The organism is Pseudomonas sp. R151218B TE3479, assembly GCF_053629195.1.
In genome coordinates this window covers 2,014,598-2,039,171 of record NZ_JBRJHV010000001.1, presented here as the reverse complement: position 1 = coordinate 2,039,171, position 24,574 = coordinate 2,014,598, and the positions used below count along the sequence as shown (strand labels likewise).

Genomic DNA, 24,574 nt, shown 5'->3' with positions numbered 1-24,574 from the left:
GAGCAGACCATGGATCCGCGCAGTGAAGTACTGCTTCGTCAGGCCGAGTTATTCCAGGGTTCGGTGTTGTTGGCCGGCCTGCCCGCCGACGATTTGCTCGGCCGTTTGCCAGAGGCCCATGGCTGGTGCTGGCATGCCGGCGATCAGGCGGCGCTGGACGCTCGTTTTCCCGAGCGCAGCCACTTTGGCGTGACCGTGCCCGAGCGTGCGTTCGACACCGCCGTGGTGTTCCTGCCCAAGGCCAAGGACCTGACCGACTACCTCCTCAACGCCGTGGCGGCGCGCCTGGCCGGACGCGAGGTGTACCTGGTGGGGGAAAAACGCAGCGGCATCGAAGGCGCATCCAAGCAGCTCAACCCGTTCGGCAAGCCGCGCAAGCTCGACAGCGCCCGGCATTGCCAGCTCTGGCAGGTCACTGTCGCCAACGCGCCCGCGGCCAAGCCTCTGGAAAGCCTTGCCCAGACCTACGAACTGCCCCTGGCCGAAGGCCCGCTGAAGGTCATCAGCCTGCCGGGGGTATTCAGCCACGGTCGCCTGGACCGCGGCAGCGCGTTGCTGTTGGAACACCTGGATAAACTGCCCAGCGGGCACTTGCTCGACTTCGGCTGCGGTGCCGGGGTGCTGGGGGCCGCGGTCAAGCGGCGCTATCCGCACAACACCGTTACCCTGTTGGACGTGGACGCATTCGCTGCCGCCAGCAGTCGCCTGACCCTGGCCGCCAATGGCCTGGAAGCGGAGGTACTGACCGGTGATGGCATCGACGCTGCACCGATGGGTTTGAGCGCGATCTTGAGCAACCCGCCGTTCCATGTCGGCGTGCACACCGATTATCACGCCACGGAAAACCTGCTGCGAAAAGCAGCCAAACATCTGAAAAACGGAGGCGAACTCCGGTTGGTCGCCAATAGCTTCCTCAAGTACCAGCCGCTGATCGAGGAGCATTTGGGCGTCTGCGCGATCAAGGCCGAAGGCCAGGGCTTTCGCATCTACCGGGCCAAGCGTGGTTGAAATTTTTTAGGAAACAGCACTTGCTCAATCGGATTTGCCTAGGCAGAATCCGCTCCGTCCTAGGGGAGTAGTCTCCCGCGAGCGCCATGCTCGCCCGGCATACGTCAACATACTTGGTCAGCAGACCATGGCGTATGCGGCCCAAGCGTCCACGCAGATGGTCGCTGGGTTTGACAAGACCTATGACACGCACACCTTACCCGGGGCGGGAAGGCTGTACGTGTCATAGCCGTGTCGACCCGCCCCCTTTAGGAAATCCCTGATGCTGGACTCACTCCTCGTACCTACGGCGATCGTTGCGCTGGCCGAAATCGGCGACAAGACGCAATTGCTCGCACTCATCCTGGCGGCTCGCTTTCGCAAACCCTGGCCGATCATCGCCGGCATCGTTGCCGCGACCCTGGCCAACCATGCGGCAGCCGGCGCGGTCGGCGCCTGGGTCAGCGGTTTTTTCTCCAACGCGGTCCTGCACTGGATATTGGCGGCCAGCTTCACCGCCACGGCACTGTGGACCCTGGTCCCGGACAAACTGGACGATGAAGAAGCCAACACGGCTCGCCGGTTCGGACCGTTCCTGACCACACTGATTGCGTTCTTCCTCGCGGAAATCGGCGACAAGACCCAGATCGCCACGGTGATGCTCGCCGCGCAATACCCGGAGTTGTGGCTGGTGATCATCGGCACCACCGTGGGCATGTTGATTGCCAACGTGCCGGTGGTCCTGGCGGGCAATTTCGCCGCCGAGAAGCTGCCCCTGACCCTGATTCGCCGCCTGGCCGCCTCGGCGTTCTTCGTCCTGGCGATCGTGGCGGTGTACAAGGCGATGCAGAGTAGCGGGTGGGTTTGATACTGCGCCATCGTTCATCGCGAGCAAGCTCGCTCCCACAGAGGCTACAGATCATTGTGGGAGCGAGCTTGCTCGCGATGAGGCCGACAGCCTCACCGCATGACGATGCTTATTTCTTGGCTTGCTGATACAGCGGCATCACCTTAGGAATCGCCGCTTGCAACGAAGCGATACGACTGCTCGACGACGGGTGGGTGCTCATGAATTCCGGCGGTGCGCCCTCCGAAGCCTTGGCCATCTTGTTCCACAGGGTGATCGCCGCATTCGGGTCGTAGCCGGCACGGGCGGCCAGTTCCAAGCCGATCAGGTCGGCTTCGTTCTCGTTGCCACGGCTGTTGGGCAAGGTCATGCCGTAGTTGGCGACGGTGTCGGCCAACGCCAGGCTGTCCTGGCCGAGGCCGAACAAGGCACCAGCGCCCTGCTTGGCCATCTCGATGCCATAGGCCTTGGACATCGCTTCGCGCCCGTGCTCGCGCAGGGCGTGGGCGATTTCATGGCCCATGATCGCGGCGATTTCTGCGTCGGTCAGCTTCAATTGGTCGATCAGGCCGGTGTAGAACATGATCTTGCCGCCAGGGCCGCAATTGGCGTTGAGTTCATCGCTCTTGATCAGGTTCACTTCCCAGTTCCACTGGGCCGAATCCGGGCGGAACACCGGCGCCTGGGCAATCAAGCGGTCGGCAATGACCTGGATGCGCTTGGCATCGTTGCTGGTCTTGTCCAGCGCACCCTGGGCTTTGGCCTCGCCCATCGTCTTTTGATAGGACTGGGCGTACATCTGGTTGACCTGGTCGGTCGACAGCATGCTGAACATGTACTGCTTGCGCTCCACACCCACGGCTCCGCCGCTGGTGGTGTTGACCGACTGACAACCGGCGAGCAGCAGCGCCGCGCTCAGAGCACTCACCATCAATGTCTTGTTCATGTAAAAGAAGCTCCCTGGAAACGTGGGCGTATCCTAGGCCTTGATTTGTATCGGCGCCAGATACACAACGAGGGATTAGCGTTTTTTCGGACAGATTCCACCGAGTCCATTTGCGACACTCACGCAGCTATTAGAGTCACCCGACGAACAGCGTCTCATGCCGCGCCACAGAAATGCCGATAAAGATCCCAGACGTCATTTCCGCGTCCGGAGACTTTATGAAATTCAAATCGATCCAGTTTTCCGTGGCCGCCCTGGCCGGCGCCATCGTGCTCAGTGTGGTTGGCGCCCTGGTGCTGTACGCGCTGTTTGCCGGTGCCCGCACCCAGGAGATGGTGCAACAGCGCACCAAGGCGCAGTTCGAGCAACTCATCGAACAACGCCTCAGTGCCCTGGCGCGCACCCAGGCCAGCCTGATCCAGCGGGAACTGGAAGCACCGCTGCTGCTCGCCCGCGGCCTGGCCACCACGAACGCCTTAATGGGCATCAACGGCGCGGACGGCAACCCGCAACTGAAGGTGCCCCGCGAGCAGATGATCAGCCTGCTGCGGGAAACCGTGGTACGCAACCCGAAGATCCTCGGCGCCTACATCGCCTGGGAGCCGAACGCCATCGACCACGACGACGCCAACTATGTGAACAGCCCGGTGGTGGGCATGGAAACCAACGGGCGTTTCCTGCCGTGGTGGTTTCGCAACCAGGACGGTTCCCTGGGCCTGGAAAAACTCGCCGACGTGACCGACCAGAAACTGCTCTCCACCGGCATTCGCGCCAGTGAGTACTACCTGTGCTCCCAGGACAGCAAGAAAGCCTGCGTGATCGACCCGGCGCCCTATCGCGTCGGCAGCACGATGACCATGCTCGCCTCGTTCATCGAACCGATCATGATCGACGGCAAGTTCCAGGGCATCGTCGGCGCCGACCTGTCGGTGAACTTCATTCAGGACATGCTCGTAGCCGCGGACGGCAAGCTGTACGACGGTGCCGGGGAAATGGCCTTGCTCTCGAGCAACAACCGGCTGGTGGCTTTCACCAAGGACCCGAGCAAACTCGGGGAAAAAGCCAGCGACCTGCTGGATGCCAGCGAATTGGACAACCTGGCCAAGCTGGGCGTCGGCGAGGTGCGCTACGACATCGACGAAGAACACGGGCATATCGAGGTGTACATGCCGTTCGGCATCGGCGAGACCAACGCCCGCTGGACGCTGATGCTGCAGTTGCCACTCAATGCGGTCATGGCCGACCTGCAAGCCTTGCAGCAAGACCTCGACCATCAGCGCCAGGCCGATATCTTCGGCATGGCGATGGTGGGCCTGGTGATCGCCGGCATCGGCCTGTTGGTGATCTGGCTGGTGGGCCATGGCATTGCCCGGCCGCTCAAGCAAATGGTGGCGATGCTCGATGACATCGCCCAGGGCGAAGGCGACCTGACCCGTCGCCTGGTGAGCGACCGCGCCGATGAGCTGGGGGCGATCGCCAGGGGCTTCAACACCTTCCTGAGCAAGTTGCAGGGCATGATCACCCAAGTGGTGACCTCGGTGCAGAGCGTCAGCGATTCATCGGAGCACACGGCCGATATTGCGATCCGCACCAATCAGGGCGTGCACAAGCAAATGTCCGAGATCGATCAGGTCGCCACTGCGGTGCACGAAATGACCGCCACCGCCCAGGACGTGGCCCGCAACGCGACCCAAGCGGCCCAGGCCGCCAGTCATGCGGACCAGGCCGCCAGCCAGGGCATGCAGATCGTCCGGGATACCTCCACCTCCATTGGTGCCCTGGCCGTGGAAATCGGCAAGGCGGTGGGTGTGGTGCAGACCCTGGCCAAGGACAGCGAGAACATCAACGCGATCCTCACCGCCATCCGCGGGATCGCCGAGCAGACCAACCTGCTGGCCCTCAACGCGGCCATCGAAGCTGCCCGGGCCGGTGAGCAGGGCCGTGGTTTCGCGGTGGTCGCCGATGAAGTGCGCAACCTGGCGCAGAAAACGCAGCAGGCGACGGAAGAAATCCAGGCGATGATTCAGCAGCTGCAACAAGGCACCCGGGACGTGGTGCGGGTGATGGAAGACAGCCAGCACCGTACCGATGAAAGCGTGCAGCATGCGGCGAAAGCGGCCCAGGCCCTGGAAACGATCACCCAGGCGGTATCGGTGATCAACGACATGAACACCCAGATCGCCAGCGCCGCCGAGGAACAAAGCGCTGTGGCCGATGACATCAACCGCAACGTGATCAACATCGGGCAAGTGGCGAACGAAGTGGCCAGCGGCGCCGACGAATCCAGCGCGGCCAGCGCCGGGCTGACCAAACTGGCGGAGCAGCAGCGGCGGTTGATCAATCAGTTCAGGGTCTGATCAAGACCCCCATCGCGAGCAAGCTCGCTCCCACAGGGGAATGCGATCAAATGTGGGAGCGAGCTTGCTCGCGATGGCGTCGGTTCAGCCAACATTGAAGTGACTGACACGTCGCCTTCGCGGGCAGGCTCGCCCCCACAGGGTAAATGCAGGGTTTCAGAGTTCGCCGAGGGCTTCGATCAGGGCCTGGTTCTGCTCCGGTGTGCCGATGCTGATCCGCAGGAACTGGGCGATCCGCTCCTGCTTGAAGTGCCGCACGATCACCCCTTTCTCCCGCAGCTTCGCCGCCAACCCTGCCGCATCGTGCCGGGGGTGACGGGCGAAGATGAAGTTGGCCGCCGAGGGCAGCACTTCAAAACCCTTGGCTTCCAATTGGGCCACGACCCATTCACGGTGCTCGATGACTAACCGGCAAGTCCGGTCGAAATACTCGCGATCATCGAACGCCGCCGCGCCGCCGACGTTCGCCAGGCGATCCAGTGGGTAGGAGTTGAAGCTGTTCTTGATCCGCTCCAGCGCTTCGATCAAATCCGGATGGCCCACCGCCAGGCCCACCCGCAGCCCCGCCAGCGAGCGGGACTTGGACAATGTCTGGGTCACCAGCAGGTTCGGATAACGATCCACCAGGCTGATGGCCGTCTCGCCGCCGAAGTCGATGTAGGCCTCGTCGACCACCACCACCGAGTCCGGGCTGGCCTTGAGGATCCGCTCGACCGCGTCCAGCGCCAGCAGGCAGCCAGTCGGCGCGTTCGGGTTGGGGAAAATGATCCCGCCGTTCGGCTTGGCATAGTCCGCCGGGTCGATGCGGAATTGTTCATCCAGCGGCACTGCCTCGAACTGGATGCCATACAACCCGCAATACACCGGATAGAAGCTGTAGCTGATGTCTGGGAACAACAACGGCTGGTCGTGCTGCAACAGGCCGTGAAAGATGTGTGCCAGCACTTCATCCGAGCCGTTACCCAGGAACACCTGGTTGCTCTGCACGCCGTAGTAGCGGGCCACGGCGCCTTTGAGCAGGTCACTGTTGGGGTCCGGATACAGACGCAGGTTGTCGTTCAGTTCGGTCTGCATCGCCGCCAAGGCCTTGGGCGATGGGCCGTAGGGGTTCTCGTTGGTGTTGAGCTTGACCAGGCGGGTCAACTTCGGCTGTTCGCCCGGCACGTAGGGCACCAGGTTCTTGACGAACGGGCTCCAGAATTTACTCATTTCAGTTCCCCTGCCCTTCTACGGAGTTCTCATCAAGAATGCGGTACTCGGCGCTGCGGGCGTGGGCGCTCAGCGATTCGCCACGGGCCAGCACCGAGGCGGTCTTGCCCAGCTCGGAAGCACCCTGCTCGGAGCAGAAGATGATCGAGGAACGCTTCTGGAAGTCATACACCCCCAGCGGCGACGAAAAACGGGCGGTGCCGGAAGTCGGCAACACGTGGTTGGGCCCCGCGCAATAATCGCCCAGCGCCTCGCTGGTGTGGCGGCCCATGAAGATCGCGCCAGCGTGGCGGATCTGTGGCAGCCAGGCTTGCGGATCGGCAACCGACAACTCCAGGTGTTCCGGCGCGATGCGGTTGGCGACTTCGATGGCCTGTGCCATGTCATCGACCTTGATCAGCGCCCCACGGCCGTTGATCGAGGTGTTGATGATCTCGGCGCGGTCCATGGTCGGCAGCAGCTTGTCGATGCTGGCGGCAACCTTGTCGAGGAACTCGGCGTCCGGGCTGACCAGGATCGCCTGGGCGTCTTCGTCGTGCTCGGCCTGGGAAAACAGGTCCATGGCGATCCAGTCCGGATCGGTCTGGCCGTCGCACACCACGAGGATTTCCGAAGGGCCGGCGATCATGTCGATGCCGACCTGGCCAAACACGTGGCGCTTGGCGGTGGCGACATAGATATTGCCCGGTCCGACCACCTTGTCCACCCGTGGCACGCTCTCGGTGCCATAGGCCAGCGCAGCCACGGCCTGGGCGCCGCCGATGGTGAACACCCGGTCCACCCCAGCGATGCAGGCGGCAGCCAACACCAGTTCGTTGATTTCACCCCGCGGGGTCGGGACGACCATGACCACTTCGGTCACGCCGGCGACCTTGGCCGGAATGGCGTTCATCAGCACCGAGGACGGATAGGACGCCTTGCCGCCCGGCACGTACAGGCCGGCGCGGTCCAGCGGCGTGACTTTCTGGCCCAGTACCGTGCCGTCGGCTTCGGTGTAGCTCCAGGAGTCCTGTTTCTGCCTTTCGTGATAATCACGCACTCGCGACGCGGCTTTTTCCAGGGCTTCGCGCTGGGGCACGGTGATCCGGGTCAGGGCCAGTTCCAGGCGCTCGCGCGGCAGGATCAGGTCGGCCATGGACGCCACTTGCAGGCCGTCGAATTTCTGGGTGAATTCCACCAGGGCGGCATCGCCACGCTCGCGCACAGCCTTGATGATGTCCAGCACCCGCTGATTGACCGAGTCGTCAGACACGCTTTCCCAGCTCAGCAGATGATCCAGATGATGTGCGAAATCCGGATCGGCAGCGTTGAGTCGGCGAATCGAAGTGGGAGCGGTCATAGCGAGGGCCTCATTAATGGCAAATGCTCAGGCGCCCTAAGCTACCAGTCCATTCGCGTGGGCACCTGAGAAAATTGGCTATGACACGGATAGACGGGCGCGACTCGAGGTCGCGCAGGTGAATCAGCCGCGGTGTCGCGATTCCACTGCCTTGCGCAGGGTATCGATCAGAGCCTGGATACGAGCATGCTGCATTTTCATGGATGCCTTGTTGACGATCAACCGGGAGGTGACGTCAGCGATGAAATCCTGGGGTTCCAGACCGTTGGCCCGCAGGGTATTGCCGGTGTCGACCACGTCGATGATCTTGTCCGCCAGGCCGATCAGCGGCGCCAGCTCCATCGAACCGTACAGCTTGATGATGTCGACCTGACGACCCTGCTCGGCGTAATAACGCTTGGCAATGTTGACGAACTTGGTCGCCACGCGCAAACGCCCCTTGGGCTCCGGCGCACCGACTTTACCCGCGGTCATCAGCTTGCAACGGGCGATCTGCAGGTCCAGGGGCTCGTACAGGCCCTGGCCGCCGTATTCCATCAGCACGTCCTTGCCGGCAACGCCCAGGTCGGCGGCACCATGTTCCACATAGGTCGGCACATCGGTGGCACGCACGATCAGCAAGCGCACGTCGGCCTGGGTCGTGGGGATGATCAGCTTGCGACTCTTGTCCGGATTCTCGGTCGGCACGATGCCCGCTTCAGCCAGAAGCGGCAGGGTGTCGTCAAGGATGCGGCCCTTGGACAGTGCGATGGTCAACATGGGAAACGTCAGTCCTTATCAAGGTACTCATGCCCGGTCGCAAGCGGCGCCGGACACACATCGAGGGTGAAACCACCCTCGACCTGAAACGAAATCAACGGGCACATCCGTGTGCCCATGCAACCGGAACTAGCCCGGCACGCGGCGGATCTTGGCGCCGAGCATTTGCAGTTTTTCCTCGATGCACTCGTAGCCACGGTCGATGTGGTAGATGCGGTCGATCAGGGTATCGCCTTCGGCAACCAGGGCCGAGATGACCAGGCTGGCCGAGGCCCGCAGGTCGGTGGCCATGACTGGCGCGCCCTTGAGCTTCTCGGTGCCAGTGACGATGGCGGTGTTGCCTTCGACCTGGATCTTGGCGCCCATGCGGTGCAGTTCGTAGACGTGCATGAAGCGGTTTTCGAAGATCGTCTCGATCACCGCGCCCGTACCTTCGGCAATGGCATTGAGGGAGATGAACTGCGCCTGCATGTCGGTCGGAAACGCCGGGTATGGAGCGGTCCGCACGTTGACAGCCTTGGGCCGCTTGCCGTGCATGTTCACTTCGATCCAGTCTTCGCCGCAGGTGACTTCGGCACCGGCTTCCTTGAGTTTCTCCAGGACGGCTTCGAGGATGGTCGGATCGGTGTCCTTGACCTTGACGCGGCCACCGGTGACGGCAGCGGCCACCAGGTAGGTGCCGGTTTCGATCCGATCCGGCATCACCTTGTAGGTGGCCGAATGCAGGCGCTCGACGCCATCGATGGTGATGGTGTCGGTGCCGGCACCGCTGATCTTGGCGCCCATGGCGATCAGGAAGTTCGCCAGGTCGACCACTTCAGGCTCGCGGGCCGCGTTTTGCAGCACGCTGCGGCCCTTGGCCAGTGCGGCGGCCATCATGATGTTCTCGGTACCGGTCACGCTGACGGTATCGAAGAAGAAGTGCGCGCCGCGCAAGCCGCCTTCCGGCGCCTTGGCCTTGATGTAGCCGCCTTCGACATCGATCACCGCGCCCATGGCTTCCAGGCCGCGGATGTGCAGGTCCACCGGACGCGAGCCAATGGCGCAACCGCCAGGCAAGGCGACTTCGGCTTCACCGAAACGGGCGACCATCGGGCCCAGTACCAGGATCGACGCACGCATGGTCTTCACCAGCTCGTACGGGGCGATCAGGGTCTTGATGGTACGCGGGTCGATCTCGACGCTGAGCTTCTCGTCGATCACCGGCTCGATGCCCATGCGGCCGAACAGCTCGATCATCGTGGTGATGTCGTGCAGGTGCGGCAGATTGGCCACGGTCACAGGACCATCGCACAGCAGGGTTGCGGCCAGGATGGGCAGGGCGGAGTTCTTTGCCCCGGAAATACGGATTTCGCCATCAAGACGAACGCCGCCGGTAATAATCAGTTTATCCATAAGAATCTCGAGGCCCTTGGGCTCAGGTGCGCTCGGCCCAGGCCGCGCTGCTGAAAAATTTCATCGTGACCGCGTGGATGCTGCCATCGGCAATCCATGGGTTCAAATGGGCATAGATGCTCTGCTGACGCTTCACTGGGCTCAATGCCGCCAGTTCATCGCTGATCACGTTCAGCTGGAAGTTGCAGCCTTCGCCTTCAACTTCCACCTGCGTACCAGGCAGCTTTCCTTCAAGGAAGCTCTTCACTTCTACAGCCTGCATGCTCAACCTCAATCGGCGCCCTGTGCGCGCGGGTCGCACATCATACAAAAAAGCCCCGCGCCTGCGAACCCCGCGAAGCAGGACTCTGACGGGGGGACCTTTCCAACAATGTGGTCAGGAGTGCGCCAACAGCTCGGTCAGCTCGCTGACCTGGGCTATTTCGCGCATGTCTTCGGGCATCCCACGGATGCTCCACGTTTTGCCGGCCGCCTGGGCGTCCCGCATGAAACACAGCAGCAGCGACAAGCCGACACTGCTGGACTTCTGCACCGCCGAGCAGTCAATGACCACCTCGGCGGCACCGACGGACTTGATCAGCGCCTGGCCCTGCTTGCGCAAGGCCGGGCCGGTGCGGTAGTCCAGCACGCCACTGAGCAGCAGCTCGCCCGCACCGCCCAGACGAACGGCCGACTCACTCACCGACTCGATCATTGTTCCTGCTTCTCTTTGGCTTCTTCGGTCACTTCCTTGGCCTTGGCGACTTCACCGGCCCAACCGTCGATGGTCTTGTCCAGGTCGTTGCCGTTGCGCTGCATCGCGTCGGCGAACTGATCGCGGAACAGCTTGCCGATGTTGATGCCATTGATGATCACGTTGCGCACCTTCCACTCGCCGTTGATCTTCTCCAGCGTGTAGGAGACAGGGTAGACCGCGCCGTTGTTGCCCTTGACCTGCATGTCGACGCTGGTGCGGGTACCGCTTTCGTCCTTGGCCGGGGAAACGGTGATGCCCTGGTTGTTGTATTCGAGCAAGGCGTTGCCATAGAACTGCATCAGGCTGCGCTTGAAGTTCTCCTGGAAGCGGGTCATCTGCGCCGGGGTAGCCTTGCGCGAGTACTTGACGGTCATGATGCTCTTGGAGATGCCATCGGCGTCCACCACAGGGCCGACGATGCCGTTCAGCGCGTCATAGAACGCGCTGGGGTCTTGCTTGTACTTCTCTTTATTGGCGGCAAGGTCCGCCAACAGCCGGGTGGTCGTGTCCTGGATGATGTCATGGGCCGAAGGCGCGGCCACGGCGTTGGCCATCAACGGCAGCGCCGCGAGCAGCACCAACAGGCTACGTCGCAAGATAGAGATCATTCAAAGCTCCTCATTTGGCGTCTTTGCTAACGGTATTGAGCAGGAATTTACCGATCAGGTCCTCGAGCACCAGGGACGACTGCGTGTCATGGATGACGCCGCCGTCCTTGAGCACGGTGTCTTCCCCTCCCACGCTGATGCCAATGTATTTCTCGCCCAGCAGCCCGGCCGTGAGGATAGATGCAGTGGAATCAGTCGGCAGGTTGTCCACGCGCTTTTCCAGCTGCAGCGTCACCCGACCGGTGAAATCCTCGCGGTTCAGATCGATTGCCGTGACCTTGCCGATGGTCACACCGGCCATGGTCACCTTGGCTCTGACCGTCAAACCGGCGATATTGTCGAAGTTGGCATAAAGTTTATAAGTATCGGTGCTTGCCGTCGGCGCCAGTCCACTGACCCGCAAGGCCAGCAGCAGCAAAGCCAGGATGCCAGCCAGCAAGAAAAGGCCGACACCGATTTCCAGGGTGCGGTTTTGCATCAGAAATCTCCAAACATCAAGGCGGTCAGAATAAAGTCAAGGCCCAGGACCGCCAGCGAGGCGTACACCACGGTCTTGGTTGTGGCACGGCTGATCCCCTCTGAAGTGGGCTCACAGTCATAGCCTTGGAACACGGCGATCCAGGTCACGACGAACGCGAACACGGCACTTTTGATCACGCCATTGAGGACATCGTCGAGGAAGTCGACGCTGTTCTGCATGTTGGCCCAGTAGGATCCCTCATAGACCCCCAGCCAATCGACGGCCACCCAGGAGCCGCCCCAGATCCCCACGACGCTGAAGATCATCGCCAGCACCGGCAGGGAAATGAAGCCGGCCCACAGGCGCGGGGCAATGATGTACTTGAGCGGGTCGACACCGATCATTTCCAGGCTGGACAGCTGCTCGGTGGACTTCATGTTACCGATTTCAGCCGTCAGCGCCGAACCGGCCCGCCCGGCGAACAGCAGCGCAGTCACCACGGGGCCGAGCTCACGCAGCAGCGTCAGGGCGACCATCTGCCCGACGGCCTGCTCCGAACCGTAGCTGGACAAAATGCTGAAGCCCTGCAGCGCCAATACCATGCCGATGAAGATCCCGGAGACCACGATGATCACCAGGGACATCACGCCCACCGAGTGCAACTGCTTGACCAGCAGGCCAAAGCCGCCGCCCGTCGCGCTGCGGCCGAGCAAGGCGTGCATCAGGAACAGCGAAGAACGGCCCAGCACCGCCACCACATCGATGCCGGAGCGACCGAACAGACGAATTCTTTCCAACAGTGATTTCTTGCGCATCAGCGCTTCCCCAGCAGATCGGTACGGTAATCCGTGGCCGGAAAATGGAACGCCACGGGCCCGTCCGGATCACCCTTCATGAATTGGCGAATACGCGGGCTGTCCGAATCCGCCAGTTCCTGCGGCGTGCCCTGCCCCAGCACCTGGCCATCGCCGACCACATAGATGTAGTCGGCAATGCTGGCGGTTTCGGCCAGGTCATGGGAAACCACGATACTGGTGATGCCCAGCGCATCGTTGAGCAGGCGGATCAGGCGCACGAGCACGCCCATGGCGATCGGGTCCTGGCCGACGAAGGGTTCGTCGTACATGAGGATCTTCGGATCGAGGGCAATCGCCCGCGCCAGCGCGACCCGCCGCTTCATGCCGCCGGACAGCTCGTCCGGCATCAGGTCGATGGCGCCACGCAGCCCGACGGCCTGCAACTTGAGCAGGACGATGTCGCGGATCATCTCTTCCGGCAGGTCGGTATGGACCCGCAGCGGAAACGCCACGTTCTCGAACACATCGAGGTCGGTGAACAGCGCGCCGCTCTGGAACAGCACGCCCATGTGCTTGCGCGCATCGAACAGGTCGCCGCGAGACAATTGGGGAAGATTCTGGCCATTGACCCAGACTTCGCCGGCGCTGGGACGCAACTGCGCGCCCATCAGCCGCAGCAGCGTGGTCTTGCCACACCCGGAGGGTCCCATGATGCCGGTGACCTTGCCCCGAGGTATGCGAATATCGATGTCATTGAAAATGCTGCGCGTCCCTCGCTTGAAGGACAGTCCCTTCAGCTCGACCGCGTAGGCGTTGTCGGCACTCATCTAAACTCCTTGCGATGCAGCCTCACATTCGAATGCCCTGAGCAGCCGACAAGCGCCGGTACCGCCGGGCACGCGAACCGGCGGCGAACTATATCACTGCAACAGCCAAGCGCCCAAGGCCAACGCCCCGCCCGTTAAGCCTGGCTTAAGGTAAAAGCCACATTTTATGTCAAACGTTGCGGCCCCTTGAACAAAGCATGACGAACTTACGTGAGGGAATTGTTCATTACCGCTATAATCGCCGCCTTTTCATCGGGCTATACGATTTCAGACATGAGCCAATCCAGCGACCTGATTCAATCGGCACAACGTACCATCCGCCTCGAGCTCGAAGCCGTGCAAGGCTTGCTGCCCCATATCGACGCTGATTTCGTACGCGCCTGCGAGATGATTCTGGCCAGCAAGGGCCGCGTGGTCGTGGTCGGCATGGGCAAGTCCGGGCACATCGGCAACAAGATCGCCGCCACCCTCGCCAGCACCGGCACCACGGCCTTTTTCGTCCATCCGGCCGAAGCCAGCCATGGGGACATGGGCATGATCACCCGGGACGACATCATCCTGGCCCTGTCCAACTCCGGCTCCACCAACGAGATCATCACCCTGCTGCCGCTGATCAAGCGCCTGGGCATCCAGTTGATCAGCGTGACCGGCAACCCCGATTCGCCGCTGGCCAAGGCCGCCGAAGTGAACCTCAATGTCAATGTCGAACACGAAGCCTGCCCGTTGAACCTGGCACCGACCTCCTCCACCACCGCAGCCCTGGTCATGGGCGATGCCCTGGCCGTGGCGCTGCTGGAAGCCCGGGGCTTCACCGCGGAAGATTTCGCCTTTTCCCATCCCGGTGGCGCCCTCGGCCGTCGTCTGCTGCTGAAAGTCGAAAACGTGATGCACGCCGGCCAGGAACTGCCGCAGGTCATGCGCGGCACGCTGCTCAAGGACGCGCTCATGGAAATGACCCGCAAGGGGCTGGGCATGACGGTGGTCCTGGAGGCCGACGGCAAGCTTGCCGGGATCTTTACCGACGGCGACCTGCGCCGCACCCTGGACCGCACCATCGACATCCACAGCGCGACCATCGAGCAGGTCATGACCCCCCACGGCAAGACCGCCCGCGCCGAGATGCTCGCCGCCGAGGCCCTGAAAATCATGGAAGACCATAAGATCAGCGCCCTGGTGGTCGTCGATGACGAAGACCGTCCGGTGGGCGCCCTGAACATGCACGATTTGCTGCGTGCGGGAGTCATGTAAATGAACACAGACCTGTTGCAACGTGGCAAAGCCATCAAGCTGGCCGTGTTCGATGTGGACGGCGTGCTGACCGACGGTCGCCTGTACTTCCTCGAAGACGGCAGTGAATTCAAGACCTTCAACACCCTCGACGGCCAAGGCATCAAGATGTTGATGGCCGCCGGCGTACAGACCGCTATCATCAGCGGCCGCAAGACCCCGGTGGTCGAACGGCGCGCGAAGAACCTCGGCATCCCGCACCTTTACCAGGGGCGCGAAGACAAACTGGTGGTGCTGGACGAGCTTCTGGGTCAACTCAACCTAAGCTATGAACAGGTGGCCTACCTCGGTGACGACCTGCCAGACCTGCCGGTGATTCGCCGAGTCGGCCTGGGCATGGCGGTCGCCAACGCGGCCAGCTTCGTGCGTGAGCATGCCCACGGCATCACCACGGCGCGAGGCGGCGAAGGTGCGGCACGCGAATTCTGTGAACTGATCCTGCGCGCCCAGGGCCGCCTCGAAGCGGCCAACGCCGCGTACCTGTGAGCCATTTATGCTGAGCAAAAAGATTCGCACCATTGTGGTGTTTGCCTGTATCGCGGCGATTTTCGCCGCGGTGGGCTATTGGAACATCAGCCCCGAACGGTTTCTCGACCGGCCTGCGGCCCAGGTCGAGGAACGGATCGACTGGTACGCGACCAACACCCATACCCTGCAGTACCTGCCCGACGGCAAAGTGCAGTATGAGATGACGGCCGACAAGGTTGACCACGTAAAGGCCACTGACATTACGCTGGTCACCAAGCCGGACCTGAACATGTTCCGCGGCACCGAATTCCCGTGGCACGTGCAGAGCGAGCACGCCGAAGTCAATTCCGGCGGCACTGAAGTGGAACTGATCGACTCGGTACGCGTCGCGCGAACCGACGAGAAAAACCGCACGACCATCATCACCAGCACACGCATGACCGTGTTCCCACAGCAAGAATATGCGCAGACCGAGCAACCCGTTAGAATCGACGGCGCCGGGGGTGTATCGACCGGCACGGGAATGAAAGCGTATTTGAAGGAAAGCAGGATACACCTGCTATCGAACGTAAGAGGACAGTATGAAGCTCGCTAAAACCCTCCCTATTTTGCTCAGTCTGGGCGCAGCACTGGGAAGCGCGAGCGCCTGGGCTCTTCCCGACGATCGCAACCAACCGATCCGCATCCAGGCCGATGACGCCCAACTCGACGACAAGAATGGCGTCGCCACCTATAAAGGCGACGTGATCATCACCCAGGGCTCGATGAAGGTCACCGGCAACACCGTGACCATCACCCGCACCCAGTCCGGCGACATCGACGTGGTGACCTCGGTGGGCAACCTGGCTTACTTCGAGCAGATGCAGACTGCGGGCGACACCAAGCCAGTACAGGGCTACGGGGTGACCATCCAATACCACGCCTCCCAGGATCGCGTGGTCCTGATCGACCGTGCCAAGGTCGTCGACAAGGACAACAACGTCACCCAGGGCGAGAAAATCGTCTACGACACCAACAAGAAACTCGCCAGCGCCGGCCGCGCCACCGGCAGCAAGGTGACCGAGCAGCGCCCGCGGATCGATATGGTGATCCAGCCTAAAAAGAAAACCGAGCAGAAGGCCCAGTAATGGCAACTCTGAAAGCCCAGCACTTGGCCAAGAGCTACAAGGGCCGGCAAGTCGTGCGTGATGTCAGCCTGTCCATCGACAGCGGCCAGATCGTCGGCCTGCTCGGCCCCAATGGCGCGGGCAAGACCACCTGCTTCTATATGATCGTCGGCCTGGTCCAGGCCGATCAGGGTCGCGTGCTGATCGACGACCTGGATGTCAGCCACCAGCCGATGCACGGCCGGGCGAAGGCCGGCATCGGCTATTTGCCGCAAGAAGCGTCGATCTTCCGCAAACTGTCGGTTGCCGACAACATCATGGCGATCCTCGAGACCCGCAAGGAGCTCGACAAGGCCGGTCGTCGCCAGGAACTGGAAAGCCTGCTGCAGGAATTCCACATCAGCCACATTCGCGACAACCTGGGCATGAGCCTGTCGGGTGGCGAACGGCGCCGTGTGGAAATCGCCCGCGCCCTGGCCACCGCACCGAAGTTCATCCTGCTCGACGAACCGTTCGCCGGTGTGGACCCGATCTCGGTGGGCGACATCAAGCAGATCATCCATCACCTCAAGGCCAAGGGCATCGGCGTGCTGATCACCGACCACAACGTGCGCGAGACCTTGGATATCTGCGAAACCGCCTACATTGTCAATGACGGCCAACTGATCGCCGAAGGTGACTCAGCCGCGATCCTGGCCAACGACCTGGTCAAGGAAGTGTACCTGGGCCATGAGTTCCGTCTGTAAGCACACGTGTCTGGCGAATTGCCCGGGCGTCGTTTAATTTTATTATGGCGACGCTCTAGGCAAACACTTCAGTTTCAGGCATATAATTTGCTTAAGTTTGGCGCTCTGGCGCCCTGTAGTGGATGGCGCATGTGCGCCGGCGAATAAGGTGTTAAGCCCCTGCCATGAAACCATCGCTAGTCTTGAGAATGGGCCAGCAGCTGACGATGACACCGCAGCTGCAACAGGCCATCCGCCTGCTCCAATTGTCGACCCTGGACCTGCAACAGGAAATCCAGGAGGCCCTGGAGTCCAATCCGATGCTCGAACGCCAGGAAGAAGGCGACGACTTCGATAACACCGACCCGCTGGCCGACAACGTCGAGCAGAAGACCAACACCGAGATCCCGGAACCGTCCTACCAGGAAGCCGCCCCGACGGTGGATAACCTCGAGGATGGCGAATGGAACGAGCGCATACCCAACGAGCTGCCCGTGGACACGGCCTGGGAAGATGTCTACCAGACCAGCGCCAGCAACCTGCCCAGCAGCGACGACGACGAGTGGGACTTCACCACCCGCACCTCGGCCGGCGAAAGCCTGCAAAGCCACCTGCTGTGGCAACTGAACCTGGCGCCGATGTCCGACACCGATCGCCTGATCGCAGTAACCCTGATCGACTGCATCAACAACCAGGGCTACCTGGACGAGACCCTCGAAGAAATCCTCGAGGCCTTCGACCCCGAGCTCGACATCGAGCTGGACGAGATCGAAGCCGTCCTCCATCGCATCCAGCAATTCGAACCGGCCGGCATCGGCGCCCGCAACCTGGGCGAGTGCCTGCTGCTGCAACTGCGCCAGTTGCCTGCCAAGACGCCATGGCTGGCCGAAGCCAAGCGTTTGGTCACCGATTACATCGACCTGCTGGGCGGTCGCGACTACAGCCAGTTGATGCGGCGCATGAAGCTCAAGGAAGATGAGCTGCGCCAGGTCATCGAGCTGGTCCAGAGCCTCAACCCGCGCCCCGGCTCGCAGATCGAATCCACTGAGCCTGAGTACGTGGTGCCCGACGTGATCGTGCGCAAGCACAACGATCGCTGGCTGGTGGAGCTCAACCAGGAGTCGGTGCCCAAGCTGCGGGTCAACGCCCAGTACGCCGGCTTCGTCAAGCGCGCCGACACCAGCGCCGACAACACCTTCATGCGCAACCAGTTGCAGGAAGCCCGCTGGTTCATCAAGAGCCTGCAAAGCCGCAACGAAACCCTGATGAAGGTGGCCACCCAGATCGTCGAGCATCAGCGCGGCTTCCTGGAGTACGGCGACGAAGCGATGAAACCGTTGGTCCTGCATGACATTGCCGAGGCAGTGGGCATGCACGAGTCGACGATTTCCCGGGTGACCACCCAGAAATTCATGCATACCCCCCGGGGCATCTATGAATTGAAATACTTTTTCTCCAGCCATGTCAGCACCTCCGAAGGCGGCGAATGCTCGTCCACGGCCATCCGCGCGATCATCAAAAAACTGGTGGCCGCGGAAAATCAGAAAAAGCCGTTGAGTGACAGCAAGATCGCTGGTTTACTGGAGGCACAAGGCATTCAGGTGGCCCGCCGTACCGTCGCCAAATACCGCGAATCCCTCGGGATCGCGCCTTCGAGCGAACGCAAGCGGTTGATGTAACAGGCCACGCCACAGCGTTCCAGTGGCAGGCATTTCTGCCTGCCGCTTTATGCACTGGCAACGAAGGAGAAGCTGTATGCAAGTCAACATCAGTGGACACCAACTGGAAGTGACCGAACCCCTGCGCACCTACATCGGCGAAAAACTCGACCGGTTGGAGAGGCATTTCGACAAGATCACCAACGTGCAAGTCACGATGAACGTCGAGAAGCTGCTGCAGAAAATCGAAGCCACGCTGCATATCCCCGGCGGAGAAGTGGTCGCCAACGCAGAGCACACAGACATGTATGCCGCGATTGACCTGCTGACCGACAAGCTGGATCGCCAACTCAAAAAGCATAAGGAAAAGACCCAGAGCCTCCTCCAGGGCGCGACCGGTCGTTAACCCCCCCAATCCATGATCCGACTAGAAACCATCCTGACCCCCGGCCGTTCCGAAGTGAACGCGCCGGGCGGCAGTAAAAAGAAAGCCCTCGAACACATTGCCAACCTGATCCACCGCGAGGTGCCAGATCTGGGAATGCAGGACGTCTTCGAGGCGCTGGTTGCCCGTGAAAAACTCGGTTCCACCGGTTTTGGCAACGGCATCGCCATTCCCCATTGCCGCCTCAAGGGTTGTACCGCGCCAATCAGCGCACTGTTGCACCTTGAAGCCCCCATAGATTTCGACGCCATCGACGGCGCCCCGGTCGACCTGCTGTTCGTATTGCTGGTTCCGGAAGCGGCGACCGATGCGCACCTCGAGCTGCTGCGCCAGATCGCCAGCATGCTGGACCGCAAGGAAGTGCGCGAAAAACTGCGCAGCGCGCCAAGTAACGAAGCTCTGTACCAGGTGGTCCTGGACGAGCAGAACGGTCATTAAACATGCGCATGATCATCGTCAGTGGCCGCTCCGGCTCCGGTAAAAGCACGGCCCTCAACGTGCTTGAGGACAGCGGCTACTATTGCATCGACAACCTGCCCGCCGGCCTGCTGCCGGAATTGGCCGAGCGCGCCCTGATCCACACCGAGCTGGCGCAGCCGCTGGTGGCGGTGTCCATCGATGCGCGCAACCTGCCGAGCCACCTGTCGCGCTTCCCTGAGTTGCTCGAGGAAGTACGCAGCCGGCATATTCAATGCGATGTGTTGTACCTGGACGCCGATGAGGAGACGCTGCTCAAGCGTTTTTCCGAAACCCGCCGGCGTCACCCGCTGAGCAACGCCAACCGCTCCCTGGCCGAAGCCATAGAGGATGAAAGCCAGCTGTTGGGGCCGATCGCCGACCTGGCGGATCTGAAGGTCAACACCACGCACCTGAACCTGTATCAGTTGCGCGACACCATCAAGCTGCGCCTGCTGAACCAACCGGAGCCGGGCACGGCGTTCCTGGTGGAGTCGTTCGGCTTCAAGCGTGGCATGCCGGTAGACGCCGACCTGGTGTTCGATGTGCGTTGCCTGCCCAACCCTTATTGGAAACCGGAACTGCGCGAGCAGTCCGGGCTTGATCAACCGGTGATCGACTACCTGGCCGCACAGCCGGACGTCGAGGAAATGTACCAGGACATCTCCAGCTACCTGCTCAAATGGCTACCCCGCTTTGCCGCGAGCAACCGCGCCTATGTCACGATCGCCATCGGCTGTACCGGCGGTCACCACCGCTCCGTCTACCTGACCGAACGCCTGGGTCAGCTCCTGCAACAATCCCTGAAGAATGTCCAGGTTCGCCACCGCGACCTCAGCTAAAGGATTCACACCGCGATGCCTGCTCAGGAAATTGAAATCATCAACAAGCTGGGTTTGCATGCCCGAGCGTCGGCGAAATTTGTAGGTGTGGCGGGGAAGTTTCCGGATACCACGATCAGGGTCGGACGTACGCCCGAGAGTACGGTCGACGGTAAAAGCATCATGGCGATGATGATGCTCGCCGCCGGCAAGGGCACCAAGATCCACCTGAGCACCGAAGGGGAGCAGGCGCAGGAAGCGATGGATGCGCTGGTGGCGCTCATCAACAACTACTTCGACGAAGGCGAATAACCCCCTGTGGCGAGGGGATTTATCCCCGCTGGGCTGCGAAGCAGCCCCAAAAAGAGCTTAGTCGACCTGATGCTCGGCGGTGACAGATAATCAGGGCTGCTTCGCAGCCCAGCGGGGATTTATCCCCTCGCCACAGATGGCTCCTTCCCACAGATTGATCCCTGTCCCACAGATTCCCCCTGTCACGCCAACGCCGTATCCAGCACCATCATCAGACAAAACCCCACCAACAACCCCAGGCTCGCCAGTTTCTCGTGACCATTGCGGCGGGATTCGGGAATGACCTCGTGGGTCACCACCAGCAGCATCGCCCCAGCCGCCAACGCCAGGCCCAGGGGCAAGAGCATCTCGGCCAGGCTCACCAACCAGGCGCACAGCAGCGCGAACACGGGTTCGACCAGCCCTGACGCCGCGCCAATCAGAAATGCCTTGACCCGCGACATGCCCGCCGTGGCCAGCACCAACGCGATCACCAGCCCTTCGGGGACATCCTGCAAGGCGATGCCCATCGCCAGGCTGTCGGCATCCGGCATGCCGCCGCCCGCCGACACGCCCACCGCCATGCCTTCTGGAATGTTGTGGGCGATGATGGCGAACACGAACAACCAGATCCGCGGCGCAATGATCGGACGTCCTGGCGCCGCCACCAGCCTTTCGGGGCTGGCCGAGACCTTGCGGTCCACCAGGTACAGCCCGAATGCCCCCGACAGAATGCCAAAGCAGATAAGGCCGCTGGCCGCCCAAGGCGTGAATCCCAACTGCTCGGCCGCGGCAATGCCCGGCACGATCAGCGAAAACGCCGTGGCAGCGAGCATCACCCCGGCACCGAAGCCCAGCAGCGAATCGCTCACGGCCTGGGGCATGCGCCGGATGACCAGCACCGGCACCGCCCCCAGCGCCGTGCCCAAGGCACAAAGTCCGCCGCCCTGAAGGGCTCGCAACAGCCTGGGCTCCAGGTCCAGCCACGCCAGACCCTGGGCCGCCAACAACGTCATCCCGGCCAACAGCAGCAATGACCCCAAGGCATAGCGGAACATCCGTCCGCTTCCAATCGCCAGTGTTTGAGTATCCATAGTCAGCCTTGGAGGGTGTTCATGAAGGACTCGACGCCAGCGCCGCTTGATAGCGCCGGGCGACTTCAGGCCAATTGATCACGTTGTAGAAGGCGCTGATGTATTCCGGACGACGGTTCTGGTAGCGCAGGTAATAGGCGTGCTCCCAGACGTCCAGGCCAAGAATCGGCGTGTTGCCATTCATCAGCGGACTGTCCTGGTTGCCGCTGCTCTCCACCACCAAGGTCTTTTGCGGGGTCACGCTCAACCAGGCCCAGCCGCTGCCGAAACGGGTCAATGCCGCTTTGGTGAAAGCTTCCTTGAAACGTTCGATACCGCCCAGTTGCGCATCGATCGCCGCCGCCAGGGCACCCTCGGGCAGGCCGCCGCCCTGGGGCGTCATCACCTCCCAGAACAACGAATGATTGGCGTGGCCACCACCCTGGTTGATCACCGCAGCCTTCAGGCTTGACGGCAACTGCTCCACGCTGGACACCAGTTTTTCGACGGGCCATCCGGCGTATTCGGTGCCGTCCACCGCCGCGTTGAGGTTATTGATGTAGGTCTGGTGGTGCTTGGTGTAGTGGATCTCCATGGTTTGCGCATCGATGTGCGGTTCCAGGGCGTCGTAGGCGTAAGGCAATGCAGGCAAGGTAAAAGCCATGTTCAATGAACTCCATGATGAAGAGGGGCATTGCGCTGCCGGGGCGTAGCGGCATTGCAATGCAGCAGGCGCTGGGTGCGTGGGTACTCACCGTGCTCGCTGATGAAATTCAGCAGTTCGACGTAGGTCTTGTGGCTCTGGCGCTGGGCGGCGGCACGCAGGGCCGGTGCCAGGCGTTCGTCCTGCATCGCCTGCAACAACCGTTGGTGGATCGCACACAAGTATTCGGCGCTCTCCTCCGGCTGGTTCAGGCGCAAGTGCAGGTCCGCCAGGTTGTGATGGGAGACGACGCAAGCAGCGACCGCCTCGTCGGCATCCGCCCAGCGCTCGAACAACACTTGGGCCAGCGCCAGGGCTTGCAAGTAGGCTTCGCGGGCATCCACCAGCTCGCCCAGCATGAAACAGCGATTGGCCCGTTCGATCGTACGTTTCCAGTGTTCCATGGTGAGTCCTCCACACAGGTGTCGGGTTACACGCCGCCGGCGGTGAGCTTCTCCGGGTCCAGCAGGACTTCGAGTTCGCTGCGAGACAGGTCGGTGTGTTCCAGGGCGACATCAATGACCGGTCGGCCTTGCTGATAAGCCTTCTTGGCGATTTCAGCGGCCTTCTGGTAACCGATGATCGGATTCAGCGCGGTCACCAGGATCGGGTTGCGCGACAACGCTTCCTTGAGCCTGGCTTCGTTGACCTTGAACGTGGCGATGGCTTTGTCCGCGAGCAAGCGGCTGGCGGTGGACATCAGGGCGATGCTGCTCAGCAGGTTCTGGGCGATGATCGGCAACATCACGTTCAATTCGAAATTGCCCGATTGACCGGCAATGGTGATCGCCGTGTCGTTACCGATCACCTGGGCCGCGACCATCGCGGTGGCTTCAGGAATGACCGGGTTGACCTTGCCGGGCATGATCGAGGAGCCCGGCTGCAGGCCTTCGAGTTCGATCTCGCCCAGGCCGGCCAGCGGCCCGGAATTCATCCAGCGCAGGTCGTTGGCGATTTTCATCAGCGACACGGCCGTGGTCTTGAGCTGTCCGGAAACCGCCACCGCGGTGTCCTGGGAGCCGATCAGCGCGAACAGGTTCTTGCCCGGGGTGAATTGCACGTGGGTCAATTGCGTCAGTTGTTGGCTGAACAACTCGGCGAAGCGCGGATGGGCATTGACCCCAGTACCGACCGCCGTACCGCCCTGGGCCAGGGATTGCAAGCTCGGCAGCAGGTCCTGCAAGTGGCCGATATTGGCCCTGAGCTGTTGCGCCCAACCGTCGAGCACCTGGCTCAGGCGCACCGGCATGGCGTCCATCAGGTGGGTGCGGCCCGTCTTGATGAATGGGTGGACTTCTTCGGCCTTGCGCTCGATCACCTGCACCAGATGCAACAACGCCGGCAGCAGTTGCTCATGCAAGGCCAGCGCGGCACTGACATGAATGCTGGTGGGGATGATGTCGTTGCTGCTCTGGCCGCAGTTGACATGGTCGTTCGGGTTGACCGCTTCTCCCAGCAGGCCGCTGGCGAGGGTGGCGATCACTTCGTTGGCGTTCATGTTGGAGCTGGTGCCGGAGCCCGTCTGGAAGATATCCACCGGAAAATGATCCATGAAACGGCCTTCGAGCAGCCCCAGGGCGGCATCGACGATGGCCTTGCCCTGGGCCGCACTGATCTGTTCCAGCTCCACGTTGGCCCGGGCGGCCGCAGCCTTGGCCAGGATCAGGGCGCGAATGAATGGCGCTGGCATACGCTGGCCGCTGACCGGGAAGTTATCCACGGCACGCTGGGTCTGGGCGCCATAGAGCGCATCCACCGGGACGTGCAGCTCACCCATGCTGTCGCGTTCGATACGGGTATTACTCATCGGGAGATCCTTGCACCAGTTCAATAAGGGGAATCGAGGGCGCCAAGGCGCAGGTCGCCAGCGCCCAGGCATGGCTCTGCCAGCGCTTGAGGCGGCAGCGGCACAGTGATTGGCGTTCGAGGTCACGCAGAGGGCGCCAGGCCTGGTCGAGGCAGAGGCTGCGCCAATGCCAGGGCAGCGCGACATCCGAGGCGGTGTCGAGCAGCAGGCGGAAGGCGGTTTCGGAGATCATCCACGACGAGGTGGCGGTGCAACAGGCCAGGTAGCGGCCCTCGGCCAGGTAGTGCTCGATCAGCCGCGGCTCGTCCGGATTCATCGCGCAACGAATCTGGCGGCTCATCCAGCGCCAGCTTTCAAGGTAGGGTTGTTCGTGCAGGGCAGAACTCATGACCGGGGCTCACACTCGGCGAATGAGATTCATTATTAGATGATAATAAGAAGCAACACAACTGTAAGTCGGTACAAAA

29 protein-coding genes, 1 pseudogene and 1 riboswitch are annotated in these 24,574 nt (G+C 61.8%); of the genes and pseudogenes, 14 read left to right on the top strand and 16 right to left on the bottom strand.

Annotated elements, in window-relative coordinates:
• Positions 1 to 9 precede the first annotated feature (9 nt).
• Together AB7M32_RS09005 and AB7M32_RS09000 are read left to right on the top strand one after the other, a co-directional pair.
• On the top strand, positions 10 to 1,008 hold the full coding sequence (locus AB7M32_RS09005; protein ID WP_454249690.1) for a methyltransferase: 999 nt from the start codon (positions 10 to 12) through the stop codon (positions 1,006 to 1,008).
• Positions 1,009 to 1,057: 49 nt separating this feature from the next.
• Positions 1,058 to 1,180: riboswitch (yybP-ykoY riboswitch) on the top strand.
• A gap of 90 nt (positions 1,181 to 1,270) precedes the next feature.
• Positions 1,271 to 1,855 carry a TMEM165/GDT1 family protein gene (locus tag AB7M32_RS09000; RefSeq protein ID WP_072410896.1) on the top strand — a complete coding sequence of 195 codons (585 nt, stop codon included), beginning with the start codon at positions 1,271 to 1,273 and terminating at the stop codon, positions 1,853 to 1,855.
• Positions 1,856 to 1,964: 109 nt separating this feature from the next.
• On the opposite strand, the gene AB7M32_RS08995 is transcribed toward AB7M32_RS09000, so the two are convergent.
• Positions 1,965 to 2,780 carry a M48 family metallopeptidase gene (locus AB7M32_RS08995; protein ID WP_072410894.1) on the bottom strand — a complete coding sequence of 272 codons (816 nt, stop codon included), beginning with the start codon at positions 2,778 to 2,780 and terminating at the stop codon, positions 1,965 to 1,967.
• A 173-nt stretch (positions 2,781 to 2,953) separates the two neighbouring features.
• Between AB7M32_RS08995 and AB7M32_RS08990 the strand changes: the two are divergent.
• A pseudogene (locus tag AB7M32_RS08990) lies at positions 2,954 to 4,279 on the top strand (HAMP domain-containing protein); the annotation flags it as partial.
• A gap of 15 nt (positions 4,280 to 4,294) precedes the next feature.
• A complete protein-coding gene (locus AB7M32_RS08985; RefSeq protein WP_370873798.1) occupies positions 4,295 to 5,137 on the top strand; it encodes a methyl-accepting chemotaxis protein in 843 nt (280 codons plus the stop codon).
• A 156-nt stretch (positions 5,138 to 5,293) separates the two neighbouring features.
• Here AB7M32_RS08985 and hisC read toward each other — a convergent pair whose 3' ends face one another.
• From hisC to AB7M32_RS08935, 10 genes are all read right to left on the bottom strand, one after another.
• Complete coding sequence (gene hisC / locus AB7M32_RS08980) at positions 5,294 to 6,346, bottom strand: histidinol-phosphate transaminase (RefSeq protein WP_454249689.1); 1,053 nt, start codon at positions 6,344 to 6,346, stop codon at positions 5,294 to 5,296.
• 1 nt (position 6,347) lies between these two features.
• Positions 6,348 to 7,685 (bottom strand): histidinol dehydrogenase, encoded by a 1,338-nt coding sequence (gene hisD, locus AB7M32_RS08975; RefSeq protein ID WP_072410888.1) that lies wholly within the window; start codon positions 7,683 to 7,685, stop codon positions 6,348 to 6,350.
• A gap of 123 nt (positions 7,686 to 7,808) precedes the next feature.
• Complete coding sequence (gene hisG / locus AB7M32_RS08970; RefSeq protein ID WP_053178222.1) at positions 7,809 to 8,444, bottom strand: ATP phosphoribosyltransferase; 636 nt, start codon at positions 8,442 to 8,444, stop codon at positions 7,809 to 7,811.
• 129 nt (positions 8,445 to 8,573) lie between these two features.
• A complete protein-coding gene (gene murA / locus AB7M32_RS08965) occupies positions 8,574 to 9,839 on the bottom strand; it encodes a UDP-N-acetylglucosamine 1-carboxyvinyltransferase (protein ID WP_018614024.1) in 1,266 nt (421 codons plus the stop codon).
• Positions 9,840 to 9,861: 22 nt separating this feature from the next.
• Positions 9,862 to 10,101, bottom strand: a complete 240-nt coding sequence (locus tag AB7M32_RS08960; protein ID WP_007953556.1) for a BolA family protein — start codon at positions 10,099 to 10,101, stop codon at positions 9,862 to 9,864.
• A gap of 114 nt (positions 10,102 to 10,215) precedes the next feature.
• On the bottom strand, positions 10,216 to 10,521 hold the full coding sequence (locus AB7M32_RS08955; RefSeq protein ID WP_092171733.1) for an STAS domain-containing protein: 306 nt from the start codon (positions 10,519 to 10,521) through the stop codon (positions 10,216 to 10,218).
• Positions 10,522 to 10,529: 8 nt separating this feature from the next.
• A complete protein-coding gene (locus tag AB7M32_RS08950) occupies positions 10,530 to 11,183 on the bottom strand; it encodes an MlaC/ttg2D family ABC transporter substrate-binding protein (protein WP_092333293.1) in 654 nt (217 codons plus the stop codon).
• A gap of 10 nt (positions 11,184 to 11,193) precedes the next feature.
• Positions 11,194 to 11,661 (bottom strand): outer membrane lipid asymmetry maintenance protein MlaD, encoded by a 468-nt coding sequence (gene mlaD / locus AB7M32_RS08945; protein ID WP_003178020.1) that lies wholly within the window; start codon positions 11,659 to 11,661, stop codon positions 11,194 to 11,196.
• The gene (gene mlaE / locus AB7M32_RS08940) at positions 11,661 to 12,458 is read right to left on the bottom strand and encodes a lipid asymmetry maintenance ABC transporter permease subunit MlaE (RefSeq protein WP_158455774.1); all 798 of its coding nucleotides are present in this window, start codon (positions 12,456 to 12,458) and stop codon (positions 11,661 to 11,663) included. The genes mlaD and mlaE overlap by 1 nt, the downstream gene beginning before the upstream one ends.
• Positions 12,458 to 13,267, bottom strand: coding sequence for an ATP-binding cassette domain-containing protein (locus AB7M32_RS08935; protein WP_454249688.1), 810 nt, complete (start codon positions 13,265 to 13,267; stop codon positions 12,458 to 12,460). The genes mlaE and AB7M32_RS08935 overlap by 1 nt, the downstream gene beginning before the upstream one ends.
• Before the next feature lie 273 nt (positions 13,268 to 13,540).
• Here AB7M32_RS08935 and AB7M32_RS08930 point away from each other — a divergent pair, with 273 nt between their 5' ends.
• From AB7M32_RS08930 to AB7M32_RS08885, 10 genes are all read left to right on the top strand, one after another.
• Positions 13,541 to 14,515: a KpsF/GutQ family sugar-phosphate isomerase gene (locus tag AB7M32_RS08930; protein WP_072410882.1), complete on the top strand. Its 975-nt coding sequence runs from the start codon at positions 13,541 to 13,543 to the stop codon at positions 14,513 to 14,515.
• Complete coding sequence (locus AB7M32_RS08925; RefSeq protein WP_060739154.1) at positions 14,516 to 15,040, top strand: KdsC family phosphatase; 525 nt, start codon at positions 14,516 to 14,518, stop codon at positions 15,038 to 15,040. It begins immediately after the preceding gene.
• 7 nt (positions 15,041 to 15,047) lie between these two features.
• A complete protein-coding gene (gene lptC, locus AB7M32_RS08920) occupies positions 15,048 to 15,617 on the top strand; it encodes an LPS export ABC transporter periplasmic protein LptC (protein ID WP_072410880.1) in 570 nt (189 codons plus the stop codon).
• On the top strand, positions 15,604 to 16,149 hold the full coding sequence (gene lptA, locus AB7M32_RS08915) for a lipopolysaccharide transport periplasmic protein LptA (RefSeq protein ID WP_072410878.1): 546 nt from the start codon (positions 15,604 to 15,606) through the stop codon (positions 16,147 to 16,149). The genes lptC and lptA overlap by 14 nt, the downstream gene beginning before the upstream one ends.
• Positions 16,149 to 16,874 (top strand): LPS export ABC transporter ATP-binding protein, encoded by a 726-nt coding sequence (lptB, locus tag AB7M32_RS08910; protein ID WP_072410876.1) that lies wholly within the window; start codon positions 16,149 to 16,151, stop codon positions 16,872 to 16,874. The genes lptA and lptB overlap by 1 nt, the downstream gene beginning before the upstream one ends.
• Positions 16,875 to 17,038: 164 nt before the next feature.
• Entirely contained in the window at positions 17,039 to 18,532 is a 1,494-nt protein-coding gene (locus AB7M32_RS08905) for an RNA polymerase factor sigma-54 (protein WP_072410874.1), read from the top strand.
• A 76-nt stretch (positions 18,533 to 18,608) separates the two neighbouring features.
• Positions 18,609 to 18,917, top strand: coding sequence for a ribosome hibernation-promoting factor, HPF/YfiA family (hpf, locus tag AB7M32_RS08900; protein WP_003178005.1), 309 nt, complete (start codon positions 18,609 to 18,611; stop codon positions 18,915 to 18,917).
• 12 nt (positions 18,918 to 18,929) lie between these two features.
• Entirely contained in the window at positions 18,930 to 19,394 is a 465-nt protein-coding gene (ptsN, locus tag AB7M32_RS08895) for a PTS IIA-like nitrogen regulatory protein PtsN (protein ID WP_454249687.1), read from the top strand.
• Positions 19,395 to 19,396: 2 nt separating this feature from the next.
• Positions 19,397 to 20,254 carry an RNase adapter RapZ gene (gene rapZ, locus AB7M32_RS08890; protein ID WP_018613998.1) on the top strand — a complete coding sequence of 286 codons (858 nt, stop codon included), beginning with the start codon at positions 19,397 to 19,399 and terminating at the stop codon, positions 20,252 to 20,254.
• A gap of 15 nt (positions 20,255 to 20,269) precedes the next feature.
• The gene (locus AB7M32_RS08885; RefSeq protein WP_454249686.1) at positions 20,270 to 20,545 is read left to right on the top strand and encodes an HPr family phosphocarrier protein; all 276 of its coding nucleotides are present in this window, start codon (positions 20,270 to 20,272) and stop codon (positions 20,543 to 20,545) included.
• 182 nt (positions 20,546 to 20,727) lie between these two features.
• Here AB7M32_RS08885 and AB7M32_RS08880 read toward each other — a convergent pair whose 3' ends face one another.
• From AB7M32_RS08880 to AB7M32_RS08860, 5 genes are read right to left on the bottom strand one after another with little or no spacing between them, the layout of a single operon-like run.
• Entirely contained in the window at positions 20,728 to 21,618 is an 891-nt protein-coding gene (locus tag AB7M32_RS08880) for a ZIP family metal transporter (RefSeq protein WP_454249685.1), read from the bottom strand.
• A 19-nt stretch (positions 21,619 to 21,637) separates the two neighbouring features.
• Positions 21,638 to 22,261, bottom strand: coding sequence for a superoxide dismutase (locus tag AB7M32_RS08875; RefSeq protein ID WP_454249684.1), 624 nt, complete (start codon positions 22,259 to 22,261; stop codon positions 21,638 to 21,640).
• 2 nt (positions 22,262 to 22,263) lie between these two features.
• On the bottom strand, positions 22,264 to 22,704 hold the full coding sequence (locus AB7M32_RS08870; RefSeq protein ID WP_454249683.1) for a hypothetical protein: 441 nt from the start codon (positions 22,702 to 22,704) through the stop codon (positions 22,264 to 22,266).
• A 26-nt stretch (positions 22,705 to 22,730) separates the two neighbouring features.
• Positions 22,731 to 24,107, bottom strand: a complete 1,377-nt coding sequence (locus AB7M32_RS08865; protein WP_072410863.1) for a class II fumarate hydratase — start codon at positions 24,105 to 24,107, stop codon at positions 22,731 to 22,733.
• Positions 24,100 to 24,495 carry a FagA protein gene (locus AB7M32_RS08860; RefSeq protein ID WP_454249682.1) on the bottom strand — a complete coding sequence of 132 codons (396 nt, stop codon included), beginning with the start codon at positions 24,493 to 24,495 and terminating at the stop codon, positions 24,100 to 24,102. The genes AB7M32_RS08865 and AB7M32_RS08860 overlap by 8 nt, the downstream gene beginning before the upstream one ends.
• Between the last annotated feature and the right edge of the window lie 79 nt (positions 24,496 to 24,574).

Coding starts and splice junctions, on each gene's coding strand:
- lptA (WP_072410878.1), top strand. CDS start 15,604: ATGAAGCTCGCTAAAACCCTCCCTATTTTGCTCAGTCTGGGCGCAGCA.
- mlaD (WP_003178020.1), bottom strand. CDS start 11,661: ATGCAAAACCGCACCCTGGAAATCGGTGTCGGCCTTTTCTTGCTGGCT.
- AB7M32_RS08930 (WP_072410882.1), top strand. CDS start 13,541: ATGAGCCAATCCAGCGACCTGATTCAATCGGCACAACGTACCATCCGC.
- AB7M32_RS08860 (WP_454249682.1), bottom strand. CDS start 24,495: ATGAGTTCTGCCCTGCACGAACAACCCTACCTTGAAAGCTGGCGCTGG.
- mlaE (WP_158455774.1), bottom strand. CDS start 12,458: ATGCGCAAGAAATCACTGTTGGAAAGAATTCGTCTGTTCGGTCGCTCC.
- AB7M32_RS09000 (WP_072410896.1), top strand. CDS start 1,271: ATGCTGGACTCACTCCTCGTACCTACGGCGATCGTTGCGCTGGCCGAA.
- AB7M32_RS08885 (WP_454249686.1), top strand. CDS start 20,270: ATGCCTGCTCAGGAAATTGAAATCATCAACAAGCTGGGTTTGCATGCC.
- AB7M32_RS08985 (WP_370873798.1), top strand. CDS start 4,295: ATGATCACCCAAGTGGTGACCTCGGTGCAGAGCGTCAGCGATTCATCG.
- AB7M32_RS08870 (WP_454249683.1), bottom strand. CDS start 22,704: ATGGAACACTGGAAACGTACGATCGAACGGGCCAATCGCTGTTTCATG.
- AB7M32_RS08875 (WP_454249684.1), bottom strand. CDS start 22,261: ATGGCTTTTACCTTGCCTGCATTGCCTTACGCCTACGACGCCCTGGAA.
- AB7M32_RS08880 (WP_454249685.1), bottom strand. CDS start 21,618: ATGGATACTCAAACACTGGCGATTGGAAGCGGACGGATGTTCCGCTAT.
- AB7M32_RS08995 (WP_072410894.1), bottom strand. CDS start 2,780: ATGAACAAGACATTGATGGTGAGTGCTCTGAGCGCGGCGCTGCTGCTC.
- AB7M32_RS08865 (WP_072410863.1), bottom strand. CDS start 24,107: ATGAGTAATACCCGTATCGAACGCGACAGCATGGGTGAGCTGCACGTC.
- hisC (WP_454249689.1), bottom strand. CDS start 6,346: ATGAGTAAATTCTGGAGCCCGTTCGTCAAGAACCTGGTGCCCTACGTG.
- AB7M32_RS08960 (WP_007953556.1), bottom strand. CDS start 10,101: ATGCAGGCTGTAGAAGTGAAGAGCTTCCTTGAAGGAAAGCTGCCTGGT.
- lptB (WP_072410876.1), top strand. CDS start 16,149: ATGGCAACTCTGAAAGCCCAGCACTTGGCCAAGAGCTACAAGGGCCGG.
- hpf (WP_003178005.1), top strand. CDS start 18,609: ATGCAAGTCAACATCAGTGGACACCAACTGGAAGTGACCGAACCCCTG.
- hisG (WP_053178222.1), bottom strand. CDS start 8,444: ATGTTGACCATCGCACTGTCCAAGGGCCGCATCCTTGACGACACCCTG.
- AB7M32_RS08935 (WP_454249688.1), bottom strand. CDS start 13,267: ATGAGTGCCGACAACGCCTACGCGGTCGAGCTGAAGGGACTGTCCTTC.
- hisD (WP_072410888.1), bottom strand. CDS start 7,685: ATGACCGCTCCCACTTCGATTCGCCGACTCAACGCTGCCGATCCGGAT.
- AB7M32_RS08950 (WP_092333293.1), bottom strand. CDS start 11,183: ATGATCTCTATCTTGCGACGTAGCCTGTTGGTGCTGCTCGCGGCGCTG.
- murA (WP_018614024.1), bottom strand. CDS start 9,839: ATGGATAAACTGATTATTACCGGCGGCGTTCGTCTTGATGGCGAAATC.
- AB7M32_RS08905 (WP_072410874.1), top strand. CDS start 17,039: ATGAAACCATCGCTAGTCTTGAGAATGGGCCAGCAGCTGACGATGACA.
- AB7M32_RS09005 (WP_454249690.1), top strand. CDS start 10: ATGGATCCGCGCAGTGAAGTACTGCTTCGTCAGGCCGAGTTATTCCAG.
- rapZ (WP_018613998.1), top strand. CDS start 19,397: ATGCGCATGATCATCGTCAGTGGCCGCTCCGGCTCCGGTAAAAGCACG.
- AB7M32_RS08925 (WP_060739154.1), top strand. CDS start 14,516: ATGAACACAGACCTGTTGCAACGTGGCAAAGCCATCAAGCTGGCCGTG.
- lptC (WP_072410880.1), top strand. CDS start 15,048: ATGCTGAGCAAAAAGATTCGCACCATTGTGGTGTTTGCCTGTATCGCG.
- ptsN (WP_454249687.1), top strand. CDS start 18,930: ATGATCCGACTAGAAACCATCCTGACCCCCGGCCGTTCCGAAGTGAAC.